The following is an 18,770-nucleotide window of genomic DNA, read 5'->3' as shown; positions in this document are numbered from 1 at the left end:
GTTTATTTTTCTATCCCTTGTTTCTCCAGAGACCATTTCATTTACTTGAAGTGGTTTTTATTTTTTCTAAAAAAGGAGAATAAAGATGGAGACAGTAAGTAAAGTATTAGAACAACTAAATCAATACGTGTGGGGATTACCAACTTTGTTGCTACTCGTTGGAACAGGTATCATTCTCACAGTGCGTTTGAAAGGTTTACAGTTTAGTAAACTATTATACGCTCACAAACTAGCGTTTAAAAAATCAGAAGATACTTCTTCTTCTGGAGATATTAGTCACTTCCAAGCACTCATGACAGCTATGGCCGCAACGATTGGTATGGGTAATATAGCCGGTGTTGCAACAGCGGTTACAATTGGTGGTCCTGGTGCAATATTTTGGATGTGGATTACCGCTTTATTCGGTATGGCAACAAAATATGCAGAGGCAATACTTGCAGTGAAATATCGTGTTAGTAATGAAAATGGTGAATATTCAGGTGGACCAATGTATTATTTAGAGCGTGGTTTAGGTAAGAAATGGCTTGCTATATTATTCGCTATATTTGGTACAACTGCTTCTTTCGGTATTGGTAATATGGTGCAATCTAACTCAGTTGCAGAGGCAATGCGAATTAATTTCTCTTTCCCTCCTGCTTTAACTGGTATAGTAATGTCATTTTTAATCGCAATTGTTATTTTAGGCGGTGTAAAAAAAATCGGGAAAGTGACGGGATATGTCGTTCCTATTAAAGCTTTCTTTTATATAATTGCTGGTCTTATAATTATTTTCTATCACTACGACCAAATTCCAGAAGCATTTTCACTTATTTTTTCTGGTGCATTTAATGGTACAGCAGCTGCTGGTGGTTTTATTGGGGCAACAGTTGCATCAGCTATCCAAATCGGAATGGCGCGTGGTGTATTTGCGAACGAAGCTGGTTTAGGGAGTGCACCAATTGCGGCGGCGGCGGCAAAAACCGATTCGCCTGCAAAACAAGCTTTAGTTTCAATGACTGGTACTTTTCTAGATACGTTTATTGTATGTACAATTACAGGACTAGTATTAATTACTACAGGCGCTTGGAAATCAGGTAAAACTGGTGTTGAAGCTACAACACTTGCATTCCAATCTGTATTCGGTACTGCTGGTAGTATGATTCTCGGTATCGCAATTATTTTATTTGCCTACTCTACTATTTTAGGCTGGTCGTATTATGGAGAAAAATGTGTAGCTTATTTATTCGGAGAAAGTGCAGTTAAATATTATAAAGCAATCTTTATTTTCATGATTGCAATTGGTGCTAATTTAAAGCTAGGAATCGTATGGACATTTGCTGATATTGCAAATGGACTTATGGCAATTCCAAACTTGATTGGTCTGATTGGATTAAGTAGTATTGTTGTTGCTGAAACGAATCGCTTTTTACAAGCAGAGAAATTGAAAGAAAATAATAAAAAACAGGCAAGTTAATCTATGAAAAAAGGAATGACTCATACATGATGAGCATTCCTTTTTTCATCCCCTCTTTTACTTAATTACTATCATTAAAAATATATTTATATCAATATTTACTCCTTTTTATTCCTCCAAAAGTTTTTCACATAAATGTCATAAATCGTATGGTCTAACTATATAGTTGAAAAGGAATGCGACATTAAAGTGTCGCTGAAAAACTCATCCAAGAAAAGGGAGGAAAAATCTTTTGAAAAACAAAATCATTGTTTTCCTATCTGTTTTGTCATTTATTATTGGTGGTTTCTTCTTTAACACGAATACTTCAAGTGCTGAAACATCATCTACTGATTACGTTCCTAACCAATTAATCGTTAAGTTCAAACAAAATACATCTTTAAGTAATGTGCAATCTTTTCATAAATCTGTCGGAGCTAATGTCTTATCTAAAGATGATAAGTTAGGTTTTGAAGTCGTACAATTTTCAAAAGGTACTGTAAAAGAAAAAATAAAGAGTTATAAAAATAATCCAGATGTGGAATATGCAGAACCAAATTATTACGTTCACGCCTTTTGGACTCCAAACGACCCATATTTTAATAATCAATATGGATTACAAAAGATTCAAGCTCCACAAGCTTGGGATAGCCAACGAAGTGATCCTGGTGTAAAAGTAGCTATTATTGATACAGGAGTTCAAGGCTCACACCCTGATCTGGCTTCGAAAGTAATTTACGGGCATGATTATGTTGATAACGACAATACATCTGATGATGGTAATGGTCATGGTACACATTGCGCTGGAATTACTGGAGCACTTACGAATAACAGCGTCGGAATTGCTGGTGTTGCCCCACAAACTTCAATTTATGCTGTCCGCGTATTAGATAATCAAGGAAGTGGTACTCTTGATGCTGTAGCGCAAGGTATTCGAGAAGCTGCTGATTCGGGTGCAAAAGTAATTAGTTTAAGTTTAGGAGCTCCAAATGGTGGTACTGCATTACAACAAGCCGTTCAATATGCATGGAATAAAGGCTCTGTTATAGTTGCAGCTGCTGGAAATGCTGGAAATACAAAAGCTAATTACCCTGCTTATTACAGCGAAGTAATTGCAGTTGGTTCTACAGATCAATCAGATAGAAAATCTTCATTCTCTACTTATGGTAGCTGGGTAGATGTTGCAGCACCAGGTTCAAATATATATTCAACATATAAAGGAAGCACGTATCAATCATTAAGTGGTACATCTATGGCAACACCTCATGTTGCAGGAGTCGCTGCTCTTTTAGCAAATCAAGGATATAGTAATACACAAATTCGCCAAATTATTGAGTCAACTTCTGATAAAATTAGTGGTACAGGTACGTACTGGAAAAACGGTAGAGTCAATGCATATAAGGCTGTACAATACGCTAAGCAATTACAAGAAAATAAAGCTTCTTAAGAAAACTTTAATCAGTCGATCTACCATGAATGCGGAATAAAATAGAAGGAGAGACTTCTATAATTAAAGCCTCTCCTTCTTACAAACTATATTACTCTCCCTGCTTTTTAACCATATGTAAATACAGTACAAAATCCATCATTGTCGACGAATGACCAAGTTGACGGATCATCGCTGTTATATTTCCTCTATGATATGTACCATGATTTACGACATGTTGCACTAATTCTAAAATCGAAGTTTCTAATTTCCCTACATATGGATTCTCAATAACAAATACAGCATTCACATCTTGTATTGTAATTAAAAAATCTTTATATTGATTTGCCATGTTTTCAAACATTTTTTCTAATTCATGTAACGATTTAGTTTCAATTTGTTTTCGTAAATCTTCTCGGTCTTGTATTGCTTCATTCATACTTTTACCATGCAATATATGTAACCACACTTGATCTGTAATATAAATATGCACAAAAGTATCCTTAATGGATGGGAATACACTCTGTATCTGCTCATTAAAAATCGTCTCATAGTTTGGTAACTCTTTTAATCGATTGAATAATCTTGTATTGGCCCAAGCATGATAATCACACTGTTTTAATATATAATCTTTCAATTTATATTACCTCCTTATTGTATGAAACGAATGGTTTGTTTCTTCATTTCTGATTCTCTATCAGCCTTTGCAATCCCTTTTTCTTTCATTTCATGCTTATTTATCGTTTTATATTTTACATACGTATAAAATTCCGTTTGAAATGGAAATGGTGTAATCCGAATTGTTTCCTCGTCCACCCATTCAGCTTGAATAAGTTTCTCCTCTTCACTATTAAACATTTCTGTTCCTTCAAAACCATCTTTAAATAAATCAATTTCATCTTTCTTTTTGACACCAGGCTTATTCATACATACGTATAAAGAAATTTCATCACAAAACTTTAATAATTTATAATGTTTATCGAACATCGCAAACTGTTCTTTTGTTAACGTTTTCAAGATTCTTTTTTGTCGTTCTAATTCATGTTTATAAAATGACATCATCTCTTCATCTTCCTCGTTTAGTGGAAATGATAAAAAATGTTTACTACAAAGCAATGCCCCGTATGGATTAGAATTCTCAATTTCATTCAAACCAATCGTATAAAAAACAAAACGTAATGGGCTTGGACAATCCATAAATGTATATGGAATATTTTTAGCATCATTCAAAATTGGTACTTTATCAAGCTCTATCCATCCTCTGTCATGCTCATATATTGCATCAACTGTTTCTTTTAAATATGTTTTACTTTCAAAAAAGTCTTCTTTTATATGTTTTGCAATCTCTCCAGCTAAAAAACCATGGTCATGTTGACGAATTAATATACTTTCCTTTTCATTTTTTTCACGAAAAATCATTCATATACTCCCCCTCATCCTCATACTAAAGCTTTTTATATGCATCGATTCTTAATTAATCCCTAAATAATAGAAGGGATTCAGTCTCTTGCAACGAAATTAACATAATTATATAGTATTCTATCTAATCATAGTGATAGCTTTATCTTTACTATCTATTATACTAAAACATTCATTCCAAAAATTTTTTTATGAGGTGAAAACATGAACAAAACAGAATTAATTAAAAACGTAGCTCAATCAGCTGATATTTCTCAAAAGGACGCTTCTGCAGCTGTACAATCCGTATTTGACACAATTGCTAATGCATTACAATCTGGAGATAAAGTTCAACTAATCGGTTTTGGAACTTTTGAAGTGCGCGAAAGATCTGCTCGTACAGGACGTAATCCGCAAACTGGCGAAGAAATTCAAATCGCCGCTGGTAAAGTTCCTGCATTTAAAGCAGGTAAAGAATTAAAAGAAGCTGTTAAATAAACAAGAAACCAGCCATTTTATAGGCTGGTTTCTTGTTTTTATTTAAGCAATTGCTTTATATTCTCTGCATGATACACTTCACAAATATAAAATACACATTTGCATTTACTTACAATTTGATACTTTCTAGTTGGATACACATTCGCTGTAACAGAACATCCATCAAACAATTCGATAATATTTCCAGATGGCTGATATCCTTCATATAATACATTTCTTCTTACTTCCATCTTTTCTATAAGCTTTTCAACAGGAATATTTCCACTCTCTAATTCACTCTTTATTGCGTCCGGTAAAAACGAAGTGTCTGCAAAAATTAGATTTTCAGATAACACCTTGCCTTTATAACTAACATTAGATACACGGTAAAGAAATGTTCCATCTTTATCAAAGAAATTCTTTGCTTCTTTCGGAATGTACTGTCTACCAAGTGCCTCTTGTTCAAGAACATCAAACTGAACTGTATCATTTAAAAGCTTTTCTAAAGCATGAATGGATGATGTATCTCCAGAAAATAAAATATTTTTAATTGCTTGTACGTTATAAGTGAATTCATTCTTTCTATTTTCCGCTACTAACATGAGGAACACCTCTTCTATAATTTTTTTATTTAAGATTTAAAAGTGCTGCCGCATCTAATTGCGTAATTTCAGTTACTTCCTTACTGAATATTGCAACAGAGGCCCTATAATCTAAACTAGGCTTTACATCTTCCATCATTGTATTATTTAATAACTCTTGTCTATCCTTAAAAACCAACAAGTTTGGAGGATCATTTGGAGCTGATACTGTAATATGTACTGGCGGAATCATTAGTCCTTCACCTGTCGCTTTCAGCACCGCTTCTTTTCGAGTCCAATATGTTAAAAATCCTTCTATTTTCTGTTCATTTGGCAGTTTCATAACTTGCGCTATTTCAATGTCTGTTAATACACCTTCTGCCATTTTCATAACATCTACATTTGGATTCATTTGTTCTACATCTATGCCAACAGGTGCAGATTTTGTAAAAGCAACGACAACCCACTCACCTGAATGCGAAACGGATAATTGCGGCATACCTTCTGGTAATTGTGGTCTTCCATGCTGCACTTTACATACTGAGCACATTCGATCAATTGGTACTTGGACTGGTGACATAGAAAGTATCTTACCGAGAACTAATCTACTTATTACGCAACCTATTATAAAACGAGCTCGATCTGCCGAATGATGATACGAATTTGCTTTCTCTCGCTCTATATCATTTAGTAAATTGTAATGCCATGATTGTAAATCCGAAATTCTTGCCCACCATATTTGACAATCATTCTCATTCAAAGTTGGAATAGAATCTACAACTTTACTTTCTATCATGTAAACTCTCCTTTATTCAACGAATATCAATTTTCATAAGAAAGCATGCGTATATTGTTATTCATTGACAAGTACTTTCTCTTTTTCTGATACAGATAATGTTTTTTCTTTCTTCTTTGACATTACCTCTTTATCGGAAATACGTAAAGAAAATAGTAGTGCTATGAGCAAAAATATTGCTGATCCAATTAATGCTGCTTGATATGGTAAAAAATCGGATTGAGCGTTATTACTTCCAAAACCAGCTAGTATACTAGCTAAAACAGCTACTCCTATTGCTGAACCTAATCGATTTTGCACATTGAATATAGTAGTAGCTCTCCCCATAGAAGGCGGCGTGATATTGTTAAAGGCAGAAAATTGAACCGCACCGACAGATTGACCTAAGAAAATACCTATACCAAACAATAATGCGCGGATTTGCCACGGATTCGTATCGTGATTTACAAAACTTAATAAAACAAAGATAACCACGGTACAAATTAATCCAATAGAAATTACCTTTCGCGCTCCTAATTTTTTATATGACCATGGCACAATTTGTGAAGAAATCATTAATCCAATCGCCTCTGGAAATGTCGTAAGTCCTGATTCCAGCGCGGAAACTCCTATCACATTTTGATACATAAGTGGAAAAACAAATAACATTCCTAGTAAACCAGCTGATGAAAATAATGATATAAGACTCATCTTTCTAAACACTGGTTCTTTTAATAAACGTAAATCTAACATCGGTTGCTTTACTTTCAGTTCTACGATTATAAACAATGTAATGAATACACCCCCAGCTATCCCAGTACTCATAATTTCTGGAGAAATCCACCCTTTTGATGGTCCCTGGCTGAGCGCATATATGAGCATCGCAAATCCTGGTGCTGATAAAATAAAGCCGAGCGAATCAAAGCGACCAGCTGATTTTTCAACATGCTCTGCTAAAAATAGAAGTCCAAATAGCAATGCAACGATTCCAAACGGTAGATTAATATAAAATGCCCAACGCCAAGACATTTGATCTACAAAGAAACCACCGATGATAGGACCAATTGCTGGTGCTACAGCAATTGGAAGTATAATGAACCGAGAAATCTTCGGTCTTTCCTCTGGTGAAAATGTTCGAAATAACATTGCCATTCCAACTGGTGTTAAAAGCCCTCCACCAGCACCTTGAATAATACGGAAAATATTCAATGAAGTAATATCGTTAGCCATTCCGCATAAAGCAGAGGCAATTGTAAATACGAAAAGAGCAATTAAAAATACTCTTTTCGTACCAAATCTATCTCCTAACCAACCAGAAATCGGAAGGAAAACAGCTAAACTAACTAAATACCCAACATTAACCGTCCCCATTGCAGATGCAGGTACTTGTAGTTCTCTACTTATCGTTTGCAGTGCTACATTTACAATCGTTGCGTCCATCGCAGCCATAAACATCGCAGTTATATAAACGATACTTACAACTACTTTTGGATTTAGTTTTTCTTTCATTATCGTTTTCCTGCTAATGTTTTTTCGCGAACTTGATTACTTTTTGGATTCAAATCTTTCCAGTTATATTCAACATATTCTAAGCAGCTCTGCCTACTAGCTTCTTCATATACGATATTCCAGCCAATAGGTACATCGAGAAAAGCAGGCCAGAGAGAATACTGGCCCTCCTCATTTATTAATACTTTATATGTGTAATTATCATTTTCAAATGGATTCGTCATACTCTACTTACCCCTTTCTTATTCTGCAAATATTTCGCTAATACTTGTCCAATTTCCGTAAGCGGACCTGGCTGACATAGATCTTTATGTCTACAATCAATATCGTGCTGCACAATTTGCCCGTCTAAATAATTTAGCCACGTATTTGGAGAAATAGGATCAAACCAGTCTGGTATAACAGTAGATCTAAAGAACAGGATATCTCCGTTATAAACTTTCGGTACATATTTCCCTAACAACCCTACTGAATTTACATATGTTTCTTTCAAGTTCAATATAGTCTCTTCTTCAAGACTTGCTAATGCACTTCCATCTTTACGAAGGATTTCAACTACACTTTCCATTGTAAGTGGTTTACCATCCATGTTATCTGGGTCATATCCGCCTAAAGCAAGTAATGCGATTAACGCTTCCTCTTCAGTAGGCGCTTCCGTATTCGGTAAGAAGTGTCCAGGATAAGAGTCAAGCATAACGAGTAATTCTACTTCTTCCCCTTCATTTTGTAATTGCGCCGCCATTGCATGCACAACATTTCCTCCAAGCGACCAACCTAATAAACGATATGGTCCATGAGGCTGTACTTCACGAACGTGTTTCAAGTAATCCGCCGCCATCTCCTCTAAACTTTTTGGAAGTTCTTCATTTTTAGCAATACCACGTGCTTGCACACCATAAATTGGATAATCTGTTCCTAAAGATTTCATAAGTCCTGCATAGCACCAACTTAATCCACCTGCTGGATGTACACAAAATAGTGGTAATTGATCCCCGCTTGCTCGTAATGGAAGCAACACATCAAGTGCACTTTGACCATTCCCCATCTCAAGTCTTTCAGCTAACCCTGCAACAGTCGGTGCTGCAAATAAAGTACCAATGTTTAGTTCCACTCCAAGCGCCTCTTTCATGCGGCTCATAAGCTGCACTGCAAGGAGTGAATGACCACCAAGATCAAAGAATCCGTCATCAATTCCAATTTGAGGTACACTTAGCACTTCTGTAAACAAGTCACATAACATTTCTTCTTGCGGTGTTCTTGGACCACGACTAGAAGATGATGCGATAAATGCTGGAGCTGGCAATGCCTTTCTATCTAATTTACCGTTTGGAGTTAAAGGTAACTCATTTACTACTACAAAAGCGTATGGAACCATATAATCTGGTAAACTACCACTAGCAAACTGACGCATTTCATTCGTATCAATTGCTTCATTATTTGATGCAACGATATAAGAAACTAACCGTTTATCCCCTGGTTGATCTTCACGTACAATAACGGCTACTTGCTCAGCTTTAGGGTGCTTCATTATGACTGCTTCTATTTCTCCTAATTCAATTCGGAATCCACGAATTTTGATTTGATGATCTGCACGTCCTATATAATCTAGCGTCCCATCATTACGCCAGCGAGCTAAGTCTCCTGTACGATACATTCTTGTACCTGGCTTGCCAAATGGATCTGCGATAAAGCGTTCAGCCGTTAATCCTGCTCTTCCTAAATATCCACGCGCAAGTCCTGCACCTGCAACATACATTTCTCCAACTACTCCAGGTGGGACTGGTTGTAAATAGTTGTCTAACACATACACTTTAAGGTCAGGTATACTGCACCCAATTAAACTATTTGCCCGTAAAGAGACGATAGTTTCATCTAATTCAATATAACTAACATGTACTGTCGTCTCTGTAATACCATACATATTAATAAGCTTTGGTGCGTTATGAGGATGTCGACTATACCAATCTTCTAAGCGACTTAGCTCAAGTGCTTCTCCTCCAAAAACAACATATCGTAAAGATAATTTTTGGCCAATCTCTTCATTTTCACGATCTGCTTGCATCAATTGGTAGAACGCTGATGGAGTTTGGTTTAAAACCGTAACCTTTTCTTTAACAAGAAGCTGTAAAAATTCTTTCGGCGAGCGACTTACAGTATGTGGGACTACAACTAAACGCCCTCCGTATAATAAAGGTCCCCAAATTTCCCAAACCGAGAAATCAAAAGCATATGAATGGAACATCGTCCAAACATCGTTTCCGTCAAACTGGAACCAATGATCAGTTGCTCCTAAAAGTCTCACTACATTTTGATGAGGTATCATAACGCCTTTCGGTCTGCCCGTTGACCCTGACGTATAAATAACGTAAGCAATATGTGATGGAGATAATGGCTTAATTCGTTCCACTTCATCAATATTGTCTTCACTATATTTCTCAACCTCTGCTATTACTTTCACATCATCAACTAAAACTTTTAGTGCCTCATTACATTCAATTTCCACTTCTGAATTCGTTAAAACACATGATGGTTTCGCATCGTGTAGCATAAATGAAATACGGTCTGCTGGGTAATCTGGATCTAACGGAAGGTATCCAGCACCAGCTTTAAGAACAGCTAATAAGCTTACAACCATGTTTAATGATCTTGGCATCGCTAAAGCAACGAGTTGATCAGGACCAATCCCTTTTGCTATTAGGAATCGAGCTATTTTATTTGCTTTTCTATTTAACTCTTCATAAGTTAATTTCTTATCTTCAAAGACAACAGCAATAGAATTTGGATTTATATGAGCCTGCTTTTCAAACAATTGTGGCAATGTCATTTCTGGTGCAATTTGAAAACCACCATTCCACTTTTCTAACACTGTATTTTTCTCTGCTAAAGTTAATATTTCTAATCTGCCAATGGATTGATCTGGATTTGTAGTTGCATCATCTAATAACAAAATGAATCGTTCTATTAGTTTTTGAACCGTTTCACGTTTATATAAATCGGTACTAAACTCTAGTAATCCATGTAAACCGTTCGGAGTACCGTCACCCCCGTTACTCTCACTAATTTCAAATGTTAAATCAAATTTTGCAGAACCGACGCTTTGAATTTCAAGGCTCGCTTCTAAATCTGGTACATGAAACGTTGCTTCTGGTGTATTTTGAAAAGCTAACATAACTTGAAACAACGGGTGGCTGTTTCGAGTACGTACTGGATTTAATACTTCAACAAGTCTTTCAAATGGAACATCTTGATTTTCATAAGCTGCAAGATTTACCTGCTTCACTCTATTTAATAATTCTTTAAAACTTGGATCTCCTGAAGTATTTGTACGTAACACTAATGTATTTACAAATAAACCAACAATATCTGAAAGTACATCATCATTTCTTCCAGCAATCGGACTTCCAATTGGTATATCAGTGCCTGCACCTAATCTTGTAAATAGTGCACTAAGCCCTGCTTGCAATACCATAAACAAACTAACTCCATTTTTACGTGCAAGCTCTACTAACCTACTATGCATACCTTCATCTATATGAAAATGAATTGTTTCCCCGCGGTAACTCGTCTCAATTGGACGCTGGAAATCTGTAGGTAACTCCATTTGGTCTGGTAAACCTTTAAGTTCTTCTTTCCAAAAATCTAATTGTGCTGAAATAAGACTCTCTTGTGTCGTTTCATCACCTAGCAATTGCTGTTGCCAAAGTGCATAATCTGCGTATTGAACTGGAAGTGACTCCAGCTGAACTCTGTCACCTTGACATCGCGCTTTATACGCCGCTGTAAAATCTCTCGTTAACGGCTGTAATGACCAGCCATCACCTACAATATGATGTAATAGAATTAATAATACATGTTCATTTTCACTCACTGCAAAAAGTTGCAAACGAACTGCCGGCTCAAAATCGAGGTTAAAGCTATATCTTACCGCCTCTGAAAGTACACTTTCTAATTCATCTTTACATGTATTAGTTATAACCATTTCTAGATTTAAATTTTCCATATCTAAAATTTTCTGATAGGAACTACCTAATACGTTAGGGAAAATTGTTCTAAGTGTTTCATGTTTCTCAACTACATCATAAAAAGCACCTTGTAATGCTTCCCGATTCAATATTCCATTCATACGAATGACTAGCGGAATATTATAAGTAGGACTTGGACCTTCTAAACAATTTAAGAACCATAACCTGCGCTGTGCAAATGAAAGTGGAACTTCATTTGGCCTACTTGCTTTCTGAATAGCTGGTCTTGCGCTTTTTGCATGGTTTAATTGTTTCGCCAGTTCGGCAACAGTTGGTGATTCAAATAGTTTCCCGATTCCTAATTCCACACTTAACGTTTCACGAATTCTTGCCATTAAACGAGATGCGAGAAGTGAATGTCCACCCATTTCAAAGAAATTATCATCAATGCTAATTCGAGAAACACCAAGTACTTCTGCAAATAAATCACATAATATTTCTTCTTTCGGATTTCTAGCAACTCTCTCATTGTTCATTCCATTAAAATCAGGAGCAGGTAATTTCTTTCTGTCAACCTTACCATTTGGCGTTAATGGTAATTCTTCTAGCACAACAAATGCCGATGGTATCATATAATTCGCTAAACTTTCTGAAACATAAGAACGAATTTCTGAAAGATTAATCGGTTCCTTTTCTTCTGCAACAATATACGCAATGATGCGTTTATCATTTGGACGATCTTCTCGTACCATTACTACCGCTTGTTGAATATTTTCATGTCGTTGTAATACCGTTTCAATTTCAGCTAATTCAATTCGGAATCCACGAATTTTAATTTGATGATCTGCGCGACTAATGTACTCTAACGCACCATCACTACGCCATTTCACAAGATCTCCTGTACGGTACATGCGCTTCCCTGATTCTCCATAAGGATTTGCAACAAACCGTTCAGCTGTTAACTCAGGTTTTCCTAAATATCCGCTTGCAAGTCCTTCCCCTGCAATATATAATTCACCAATAACTCCAGGTGGCACTGGTTGTAGCCCTGCATCCAATACATACACTTCTGTATTGCAAATTGGCTTTCCAATAGTTGGTATACCCTTTTCACCTTCATCAATGTTCATGAAAGTAGACCAAATCGTCGTTTCAGTTGGTCCATATAAATTAGTTATTGAACAACCTAATTCTTTTAATTTATTTGCTAAATGCGCTGGAAGAGCTTCACCACCAACTAGTATGTTTAGCCCTTGTAGCTTTTCTGAATAATCAGTTACTAACGCCTGCCAAAGCGTCGGTGTAGCCTGCATAATGGTCACTCTTTCTTCATGTAAAAGTGTCGTTAATGCAGAAGGCTCTTGTATGTCTTCTTTTTGTGCAATTGTTAAACTTGCACCACTAATAAGAGGTAAATAAATTTCTAGTGCAGAAATATCAAATGCAAACGTTGTAACTGCTAATAAATGATCATTTTCATTTAATGAAAACTTTTGTTGCATAGCCATTAAAAAGTTACTTAAACCTCTCATAGGAACAATTACACCTTTTGGGTTTCCTGTTGAGCCTGAAGTATATATTGTATAGGCTGTGTTTAACAGTGATACATCATTCTTACATGCTATATTCATACGAGAATATGTATGTAACGCTAGTTTCATTTCTTCTTCATCTAATACAATTTTTTTCATATCATTTTCTATAACTAACTTAGATGAAACAGATGAATGTGTTATGATACAAACTGGTTTTGCATCATTTACTATATAATTAACTCTTTCTGCTGGGTATTCTGGATCTATTGGTAAATACGCTGCACCAGCCTTTAAGACTGCTAGCATACTAACTACCATTTCTATTGATCTAGGGAATACTAAAGCTACAAACTGGTTTGGTTGTATTCCTTCTTCTACTAAATAATGTGCTAGTTCATTCGCTCGTTCATTTAGCTCTTTATACGTAAGGTTTACACCGTCACAAGTAATCGCTATTTTATTGGGATTTTTTTGCACTTGTTTTTCAAATGATATAGGCAGACTGATTAATTCATCGCCTTCCTTTGTTTCATTCCATTCCAATAAAACTTTATGATTTTCTTCAGGCAGAGTAATGTTTATTTTTCCAATCGACTCGTTTTTCTCACAATTATTTATTACTAATTCAAATAGATTCATAAATCTTTCTTTATGCAATGCTAGCTCCGCGTCATTATATACTTCGGGATTTGCATCAAAATGAATCATTAGCTCATTTTGATCAAAACGTTTATATACATTTATTGATAAATCATCGACAGGTCCTGCTGATAAGTTATGCGTAATACCACGATTTCCAGCAAAATTTAGCCCGTAATCAAAAGGCATAACATTCACTAACGGTCCAAACAACCTTTGATTTTCACCTAGTAACTTTAAATCTCTTCTTAATTCCTCATGACGGTATTTATAATGGCGACGTACATCTCGGATTTCTTTAGAAACTTGCTGCAATAATTCTGCAAGAGTTATATTTGGAGTTACTGTAATACGAATTGGAACTAAATTCATTACCATACTTGGTGTATGAATAGATACAGAACCTAGACGTCCCATCATCGGTAAACCTAAAACAATATCATTTTCACCTGTTAATTTATGCATATAAATACTTGTTACAGCGACAATGAATTCCGGCCAACTTGTTAACGAAATATTGATATCTTCTAGTAAAGTTTTCGTGCTAGAACTAGATAAATAAGCTGTTTCTCGTGAAAATCCATTTGATGTTCTCGGTGCTCGTTCTGCCAAACTTACAACTTCTGGTCCATCTGCATACTTTTCTAACCAAAAAGTACGATCTTCCTGAAATTGTTTAGACTCACGATACTCAATATCTTCTTGCACAACTTTTGCAAGAGAACCAAATGGCTTTTCATTCTTGTTTGTTTCTTCTATAAGTGATGTATACTCATTCGCTACTTTTTGGCTAAGAAGTGAAAATCCATAGCCATCCATCACAATGTGATGGATGCGCTGATACCAAAAGAAACGATTATTTTCGACTTGAATAAGTGCTTCATTAAATAAAGTATCTTTTTTCAAATTGACTGGCATAGATAAATCATTTTTCATCCATACTTTAGCAGCTTCTTCAGGATTTTCTTCTTTACGAACGTCAATAAAATGCATATGAAACTGTGATTCTTCAATAACTTGCCATGGGCCAATTTCATCCTCTTCGAAGCGAACATGAAGTGCTTCTGTTTCCATTACAACTTTACGTACAGCTAATTCAAAAATGTCTTGATGAATATTTCCGTTTATTTCTACATATTCCCCAGTATTATAAATTGGATTAAGCGGATCTAATTGTTGCGCAAACCACATACCAGACTGCGCAGATGATAACGAATGACGAATCTTTTGACTGTTAGGCATTCTTTACTACCCCTTTATTATGTAGTCTATTTGTTACAGCACCTGTGCTGTTTGTGAAGATAGTAAACTGTACCAACCTGCAACAGTTGGACGTTCTGCTAAATCTGCAAAAGTGATTTCTTTCCCTTCACGACGCCACTTCTCTACTAAACTCATAATTCTGACCGAATCAAGCCCTCTATTTAATAAGTCCTCATCAATATCAATACTCTCTACTGGCTCACGAAGTAGTTGTGCAACTAGTTCATGCACTTCCTGTATAGTGATTCCTTCACCCTCATCACCTTTTACACTTTGTAAATCTTTTAACAGTAGGTTTGTTGATGTCGTTACTGCACATCTATTAGATGCATACTCCAATGCTTGTTTATGATGCTCTAGTGAAAAATCAGCAACTGCATCTGCTACAAAGAACGGCTCTATACCATCCATAAATGCTTCACAAGCTGTTAAAAGACAGCCAATATGCGCATAAATACCGCAAATAATGAGTTGATCTCTTCCTTGTTCATTTAAAATTTCTAATAGATTTGTCTTTTTAAATGCACTATATCTCCATTTTGTTAGGAATATATCATCTTCATCAGGAGTAAGTTCATCAACAATTTTCTTTTTATCTGGTCCAGCAGGTATACCATCACCCCAAAAGTCTTGTAATAAACCTCGTTGTTCTAACGTTTGCCCACCAGGTTGTGCTGTATAAACAACTGGTATACCAAGTTCCTTACATTTTTCTCTTATCATTTTAATATTTGAAATAAGTTCTACTTTTGGTGATTCTTTATCGCTATATGCATCAAGAAAGTATTCTTGCATGTCATGAATTAAAAGTACTGCACGTTTCGGATCTGGTGTCCAATTCACTTTATTTTTTGGTAGTTCTGATTCAATTGGCATTTTATATACTGAAATAGATGGGATGGCCATCTAATCACTTCCTTCCGATTTTTATTATTGTTTTACTGTAATAAGTTTTTCAGCAATGACTTTACGTAGTTCTTTTTTGCTGACTTTTCCGACTCCTGTTTGCGGGAATGATTCAATAAATTCAATTCGATCTGGAATTTTATAAGCCGCTATACCACGTTCTCTTAAAAACATTTTTAATTCACTTACTGCCGGAACTTGTCCGCGAACTATAACAAAAGCACAGGTGCGTTCACCTAAATAATCGTCAGGCATAGATACGATTGCTACGTCATGGATCGCATCGTGTGCTAATAGATGATTTTCAACTTCTTCTGCAGCAACTTTCTCACCACCACGGTTAATTTGATCTTTATCTCTTCCTTCTACAATGATGTATCCTTGTTCATTTACTTTTACAAGATCACCTGTGCGATAAAACCCATCCTTTGTAAATGATCGTGCATTATGCTCTTCGGCTTTATAGTAACCACGAATTGTATATGGACCTCGTGTTAATAAACTACCTACTTCGCCCGGTTGTACATCGTTGTCATTTTCATCAACAACTCGTACTTCATCGAGTGCAGACATTGGTCTACCTTGTGTATGAATAATAATTTCTTCCGGATCGTCTAATCTTGTATAGTTCACTAATCCTTCCGCCATACCGAATACTTGCTGTAACGTACATCCAAATGTAGGGCGTATACGTCTTGCTACCTCAGCACTAAACTTAGCACCACCTACTTGAATAACCTCTAGGCTCGATAAATCGGTATTACGAGAAGATGCAGCATCAAGCCAAATCATTGCTAATGGCGGAACGAGCGCTGTAATTGTAACTTTTTCTTTTTCGATAAGAGCAAATGCCTCATCTGGACTACCACCGGTTGCCAATACCACTTTTCCACCCGCATAGAAAGTTCCAAATGTCCCTGGAGAACTCATTGGGTAATTGTGTGCTACTGGAAGAACTGCCATATAGACGCTTTCTGCATTCAAATTACAAATTTTAGCGCTAACACGTAAACTATAAATATAGTCATCATGTGTTCTAGGAATTAATTTAGAAAGACCTGTTGTGCCTCCTGATAATTGGAGAAACGCAACATCACTTGGCTGAACTTCTGGTAATGAGACGGGATCCATATACAGATCATTTATGTTCACAAACTCTTCTTCTTCTCCCACTACAATTACATGTTGTAAATTTGGCACTTTCTCTTTCACTTCTCTTGCTAGTTTTCGATAATCAAAACCGAGAGCCTTATCTGAAATAACGTAAGCGCTCGCCTCGCCAAAATCACAAAAATAACTAATTTCACTGCTTCGATGTGACGGCAGTGCAAAGACAGGAAGCGCTCCAATTCGAAATAGTGCAAAACATATTTCGAAAAACTCGATAATGTTAGGTAACTGGATTACAACTCTGTCCTCTTTCTTTATTCCTAAATTCAGTAAACCTGCTGCTAAACGATCTACCTTTTTATTAAGTTCACTATATGTTATATGCTTCTTACCACTTACAACCGCGATTTGATCTCCATATTTCTCAGCCCGCTCTCTTAACACTCCTCCAAATGTTTCACCAAGCCAACATCCTTCTTCTCGGTAACGATCGGCAAATTCTTTTGGCCATTCTGTATAACCTACTAGCATTCTTTCTTCCCCCTATTTTTCATTAAGTGAACTATCTCTTAACCCTAAAGCTTTTAGCATTGTTTGGAACTTAGCTGATGTTTCTGCTAACTCATCTTCTGGTTTTGACTCAGCAACAACTCCAGCTCCTGCATATAAACGCAGTGTATTTTCTTGTACTTCAGCACAACGAATTGTAACAATCCATTCTCCATCTCCATTTAAATCGCTCCATCCTAGCATTCCTGTAAAGAACTCGCGGTCAAATGGCTCAATATGCTGTATAGCCTCTCTTGCTTTTTCCATCGGAGTTCCGCAAACTGCTGGCGTAGGATGAAGGGCAATTGCTAATTGTAAAGAAGAAGTATTTGGATCCTTCAGTTCACCTTTCACTTCTGTAGACAAATGCCACATCGCTTCACTATGAATAACTGATGGCTTTTCTGGAACATGTAATGTATGACAATACGGACGAAGTGCAGCGGCAACCGCTTCCACTACTACCGCATGTTCATGTAAATCTTTTGGAGAAGAAAGTAATTCCTCTGCTCTTCTTTTATCTTCTACTGGGTCCTCACTACGTGGCCTTGAACCAGCTAACGGGTTAGAAATAACTTGCATACCATTACGTGAAACAAGTAATTCAGGACTTGCTCCAATTAGCGTCTTACTGTTCTCTTTTTCATCTTTCGGTAAATTCACAGCAAATGTATAACCATGCTTATTATGCTCTGCTAATTCTCGCAGAAGTTTTTGCTTATCAATCTTTTCCGAAGATTTAACATCTAACGATCTAGATAGAACGATTTTCTTTAAATCACCGTCCTGTATTTTTTTAATTCCTTGCTTCACACCATTCACATAAACTTCAGGGTCTGGCATTGGCGTCATTTCAAATGTTACGTTCTCATTTGTTTCAAGCTGATTTGTTGTATCAAATTGTAAACGCTCAGAAATCCTACTATATTCTGGTACGATAAGTTGGACTTCTTTTCTACGATCGAATGGCAAAGCACCCACAACGATAGGATTTGGATTTCCAGCTTGTTTCGCATTACTTAATGTCGCTTGCACAAGCTCTGGGAAATTTTCAATTTCACGATGCTTTACTGTAGTAAACTCTCCTTCTGCTAATATCGTTCGAGTTGGTGAAGCAAAAAAGAATGAAGATTCAGTCTTATAATCTTCTAAAAGTTTTTCTGACAATTCCTTTACAGCTATATGTTCATTCATAATATAATAACCTC

General features: G+C 36.1%; 13 protein-coding genes. 3 read left to right on the top strand and 10 right to left on the bottom strand.

Annotated elements, in window-relative coordinates; genetic code table 11:
- Positions 1-85 precede the first annotated feature (85 nt).
- Both ACTL4X_RS11425 and ACTL4X_RS11420 read left to right on the top strand, forming a co-directional pair.
- Positions 86-1,453: an alanine/glycine:cation symporter family protein gene (locus ACTL4X_RS11425; RefSeq protein WP_000451037.1), complete on the top strand. Its 1,368-nt coding sequence runs from the start codon at positions 86-88 to the stop codon at positions 1,451-1,453.
- A gap of 232 nt (positions 1,454-1,685) precedes the next feature.
- The gene (locus ACTL4X_RS11420; RefSeq protein WP_098818849.1) at positions 1,686-2,879 is read left to right on the top strand and encodes a S8 family peptidase; all 1,194 of its coding nucleotides are present in this window, start codon (positions 1,686-1,688) and stop codon (positions 2,877-2,879) included.
- 91 nt (positions 2,880-2,970) lie between these two features.
- Here the strand turns inward: ACTL4X_RS11420 and ACTL4X_RS11415 are convergent, their stop codons facing one another.
- Both ACTL4X_RS11415 and ACTL4X_RS11410 read right to left on the bottom strand, forming a co-directional pair.
- Entirely contained in the window at positions 2,971-3,495 is a 525-nt protein-coding gene (locus ACTL4X_RS11415) for a DinB family protein (RefSeq protein ID WP_000656267.1), read from the bottom strand.
- Positions 3,496-3,509: 14 nt separating this feature from the next.
- Positions 3,510-4,277 carry a DUF3891 family protein gene (locus ACTL4X_RS11410; protein ID WP_000577295.1) on the bottom strand — a complete coding sequence of 256 codons (768 nt, stop codon included), beginning with the start codon at positions 4,275-4,277 and terminating at the stop codon, positions 3,510-3,512.
- Between the two features lie 204 nt (positions 4,278-4,481).
- Between ACTL4X_RS11410 and ACTL4X_RS11405 the strand changes: the two genes are divergently transcribed.
- On the top strand, positions 4,482-4,754 hold the full coding sequence (locus tag ACTL4X_RS11405) for an HU family DNA-binding protein (protein WP_001043905.1): 273 nt from the start codon (positions 4,482-4,484) through the stop codon (positions 4,752-4,754).
- Between the two features lie 38 nt (positions 4,755-4,792).
- On the opposite strand, the gene ACTL4X_RS11400 is transcribed toward ACTL4X_RS11405, so the two are convergent.
- Genes ACTL4X_RS11400 through dhbC form a run of 8 tightly spaced genes read right to left on the bottom strand, consistent with a single transcriptional unit; the run spans position 4,793 to position 18,756 of the window.
- Positions 4,793-5,335 (bottom strand): hypothetical protein, encoded by a 543-nt coding sequence (locus ACTL4X_RS11400; RefSeq protein ID WP_000959125.1) that lies wholly within the window; start codon positions 5,333-5,335, stop codon positions 4,793-4,795.
- A 25-nt stretch (positions 5,336-5,360) separates the two neighbouring features.
- Positions 5,361-6,110, bottom strand: coding sequence for a 4'-phosphopantetheinyl transferase Sfp (sfp, locus tag ACTL4X_RS11395; RefSeq protein WP_000573004.1), 750 nt, complete (start codon positions 6,108-6,110; stop codon positions 5,361-5,363).
- A 57-nt stretch (positions 6,111-6,167) separates the two neighbouring features.
- A complete protein-coding gene (locus ACTL4X_RS11390) occupies positions 6,168-7,598 on the bottom strand; it encodes an MDR family MFS transporter (RefSeq protein WP_000660191.1) in 1,431 nt (476 codons plus the stop codon).
- Entirely contained in the window at positions 7,598-7,822 is a 225-nt protein-coding gene (locus tag ACTL4X_RS11385) for an MbtH family protein (RefSeq protein WP_000184055.1), read from the bottom strand. The genes ACTL4X_RS11390 and ACTL4X_RS11385 overlap by 1 nt, the downstream gene beginning before the upstream one ends.
- Positions 7,819-14,976: an amino acid adenylation domain-containing protein gene (locus ACTL4X_RS11380; protein ID WP_441395034.1), complete on the bottom strand. Its 7,158-nt coding sequence runs from the start codon at positions 14,974-14,976 to the stop codon at positions 7,819-7,821. The genes ACTL4X_RS11385 and ACTL4X_RS11380 overlap by 4 nt, the downstream gene beginning before the upstream one ends.
- A gap of 33 nt (positions 14,977-15,009) precedes the next feature.
- Positions 15,010-15,903 carry an isochorismatase family protein gene (locus ACTL4X_RS11375; RefSeq protein ID WP_025687424.1) on the bottom strand — a complete coding sequence of 298 codons (894 nt, stop codon included), beginning with the start codon at positions 15,901-15,903 and terminating at the stop codon, positions 15,010-15,012.
- Between the two features lie 24 nt (positions 15,904-15,927).
- Positions 15,928-17,544, bottom strand: coding sequence for a (2,3-dihydroxybenzoyl)adenylate synthase (locus tag ACTL4X_RS11370; RefSeq protein WP_000960124.1), 1,617 nt, complete (start codon positions 17,542-17,544; stop codon positions 15,928-15,930).
- Positions 17,545-17,556: 12 nt separating this feature from the next.
- Positions 17,557-18,756, bottom strand: coding sequence for an isochorismate synthase DhbC (dhbC, locus tag ACTL4X_RS11365; protein WP_426865582.1), 1,200 nt, complete (start codon positions 18,754-18,756; stop codon positions 17,557-17,559).
- Positions 18,757-18,770: the final 14 nt, after the last annotated feature.

Source organism: Bacillus sp. RE35 (assembly GCF_052146655.1).
GTDB classification, from domain to species: domain Bacteria; phylum Bacillota; class Bacilli; order Bacillales; family Bacillaceae_G; genus Bacillus_A; species Bacillus_A cereus.
Note: the sequence above shows the minus strand (reverse complement) of the source record. Positions and strands in the feature narration are given on the sequence as shown.

Excerpts from the sequence above, each read along its gene's own strand:
- ACTL4X_RS11425 (WP_000451037.1), top strand. The coding sequence starts at position 86 with ATGGAGACAGTAAGTAAAGTATTAGAACAACTAAATCAATACGTGTGG.
- ACTL4X_RS11410 (WP_000577295.1), bottom strand. The coding sequence starts at position 4,277 with ATGATTTTTCGTGAAAAAAATGAAAAGGAAAGTATATTAATTCGTCAA.
- ACTL4X_RS11405 (WP_001043905.1), top strand. The coding sequence starts at position 4,482 with ATGAACAAAACAGAATTAATTAAAAACGTAGCTCAATCAGCTGATATT.
- ACTL4X_RS11400 (WP_000959125.1), bottom strand. The coding sequence starts at position 5,335 with ATGTTAGTAGCGGAAAATAGAAAGAATGAATTCACTTATAACGTACAA.
- sfp (WP_000573004.1), bottom strand. The coding sequence starts at position 6,110 with ATGATAGAAAGTAAAGTTGTAGATTCTATTCCAACTTTGAATGAGAAT.
- ACTL4X_RS11390 (WP_000660191.1), bottom strand. The coding sequence starts at position 7,598 with ATGAAAGAAAAACTAAATCCAAAAGTAGTTGTAAGTATCGTTTATATA.
- ACTL4X_RS11385 (WP_000184055.1), bottom strand. The coding sequence starts at position 7,822 with ATGACGAATCCATTTGAAAATGATAATTACACATATAAAGTATTAATA.
- ACTL4X_RS11380 (WP_441395034.1), bottom strand. The coding sequence starts at position 14,976 with ATGCCTAACAGTCAAAAGATTCGTCATTCGTTATCATCTGCGCAGTCT.
- ACTL4X_RS11375 (WP_025687424.1), bottom strand. The coding sequence starts at position 15,903 with ATGGCCATCCCATCTATTTCAGTATATAAAATGCCAATTGAATCAGAA.
- ACTL4X_RS11370 (WP_000960124.1), bottom strand. The coding sequence starts at position 17,544 with ATGCTAGTAGGTTATACAGAATGGCCAAAAGAATTTGCCGATCGTTAC.
- dhbC (WP_426865582.1), bottom strand. The coding sequence starts at position 18,756 with ATGAATGAACATATAGCTGTAAAGGAATTGTCAGAAAAACTTTTAGAA.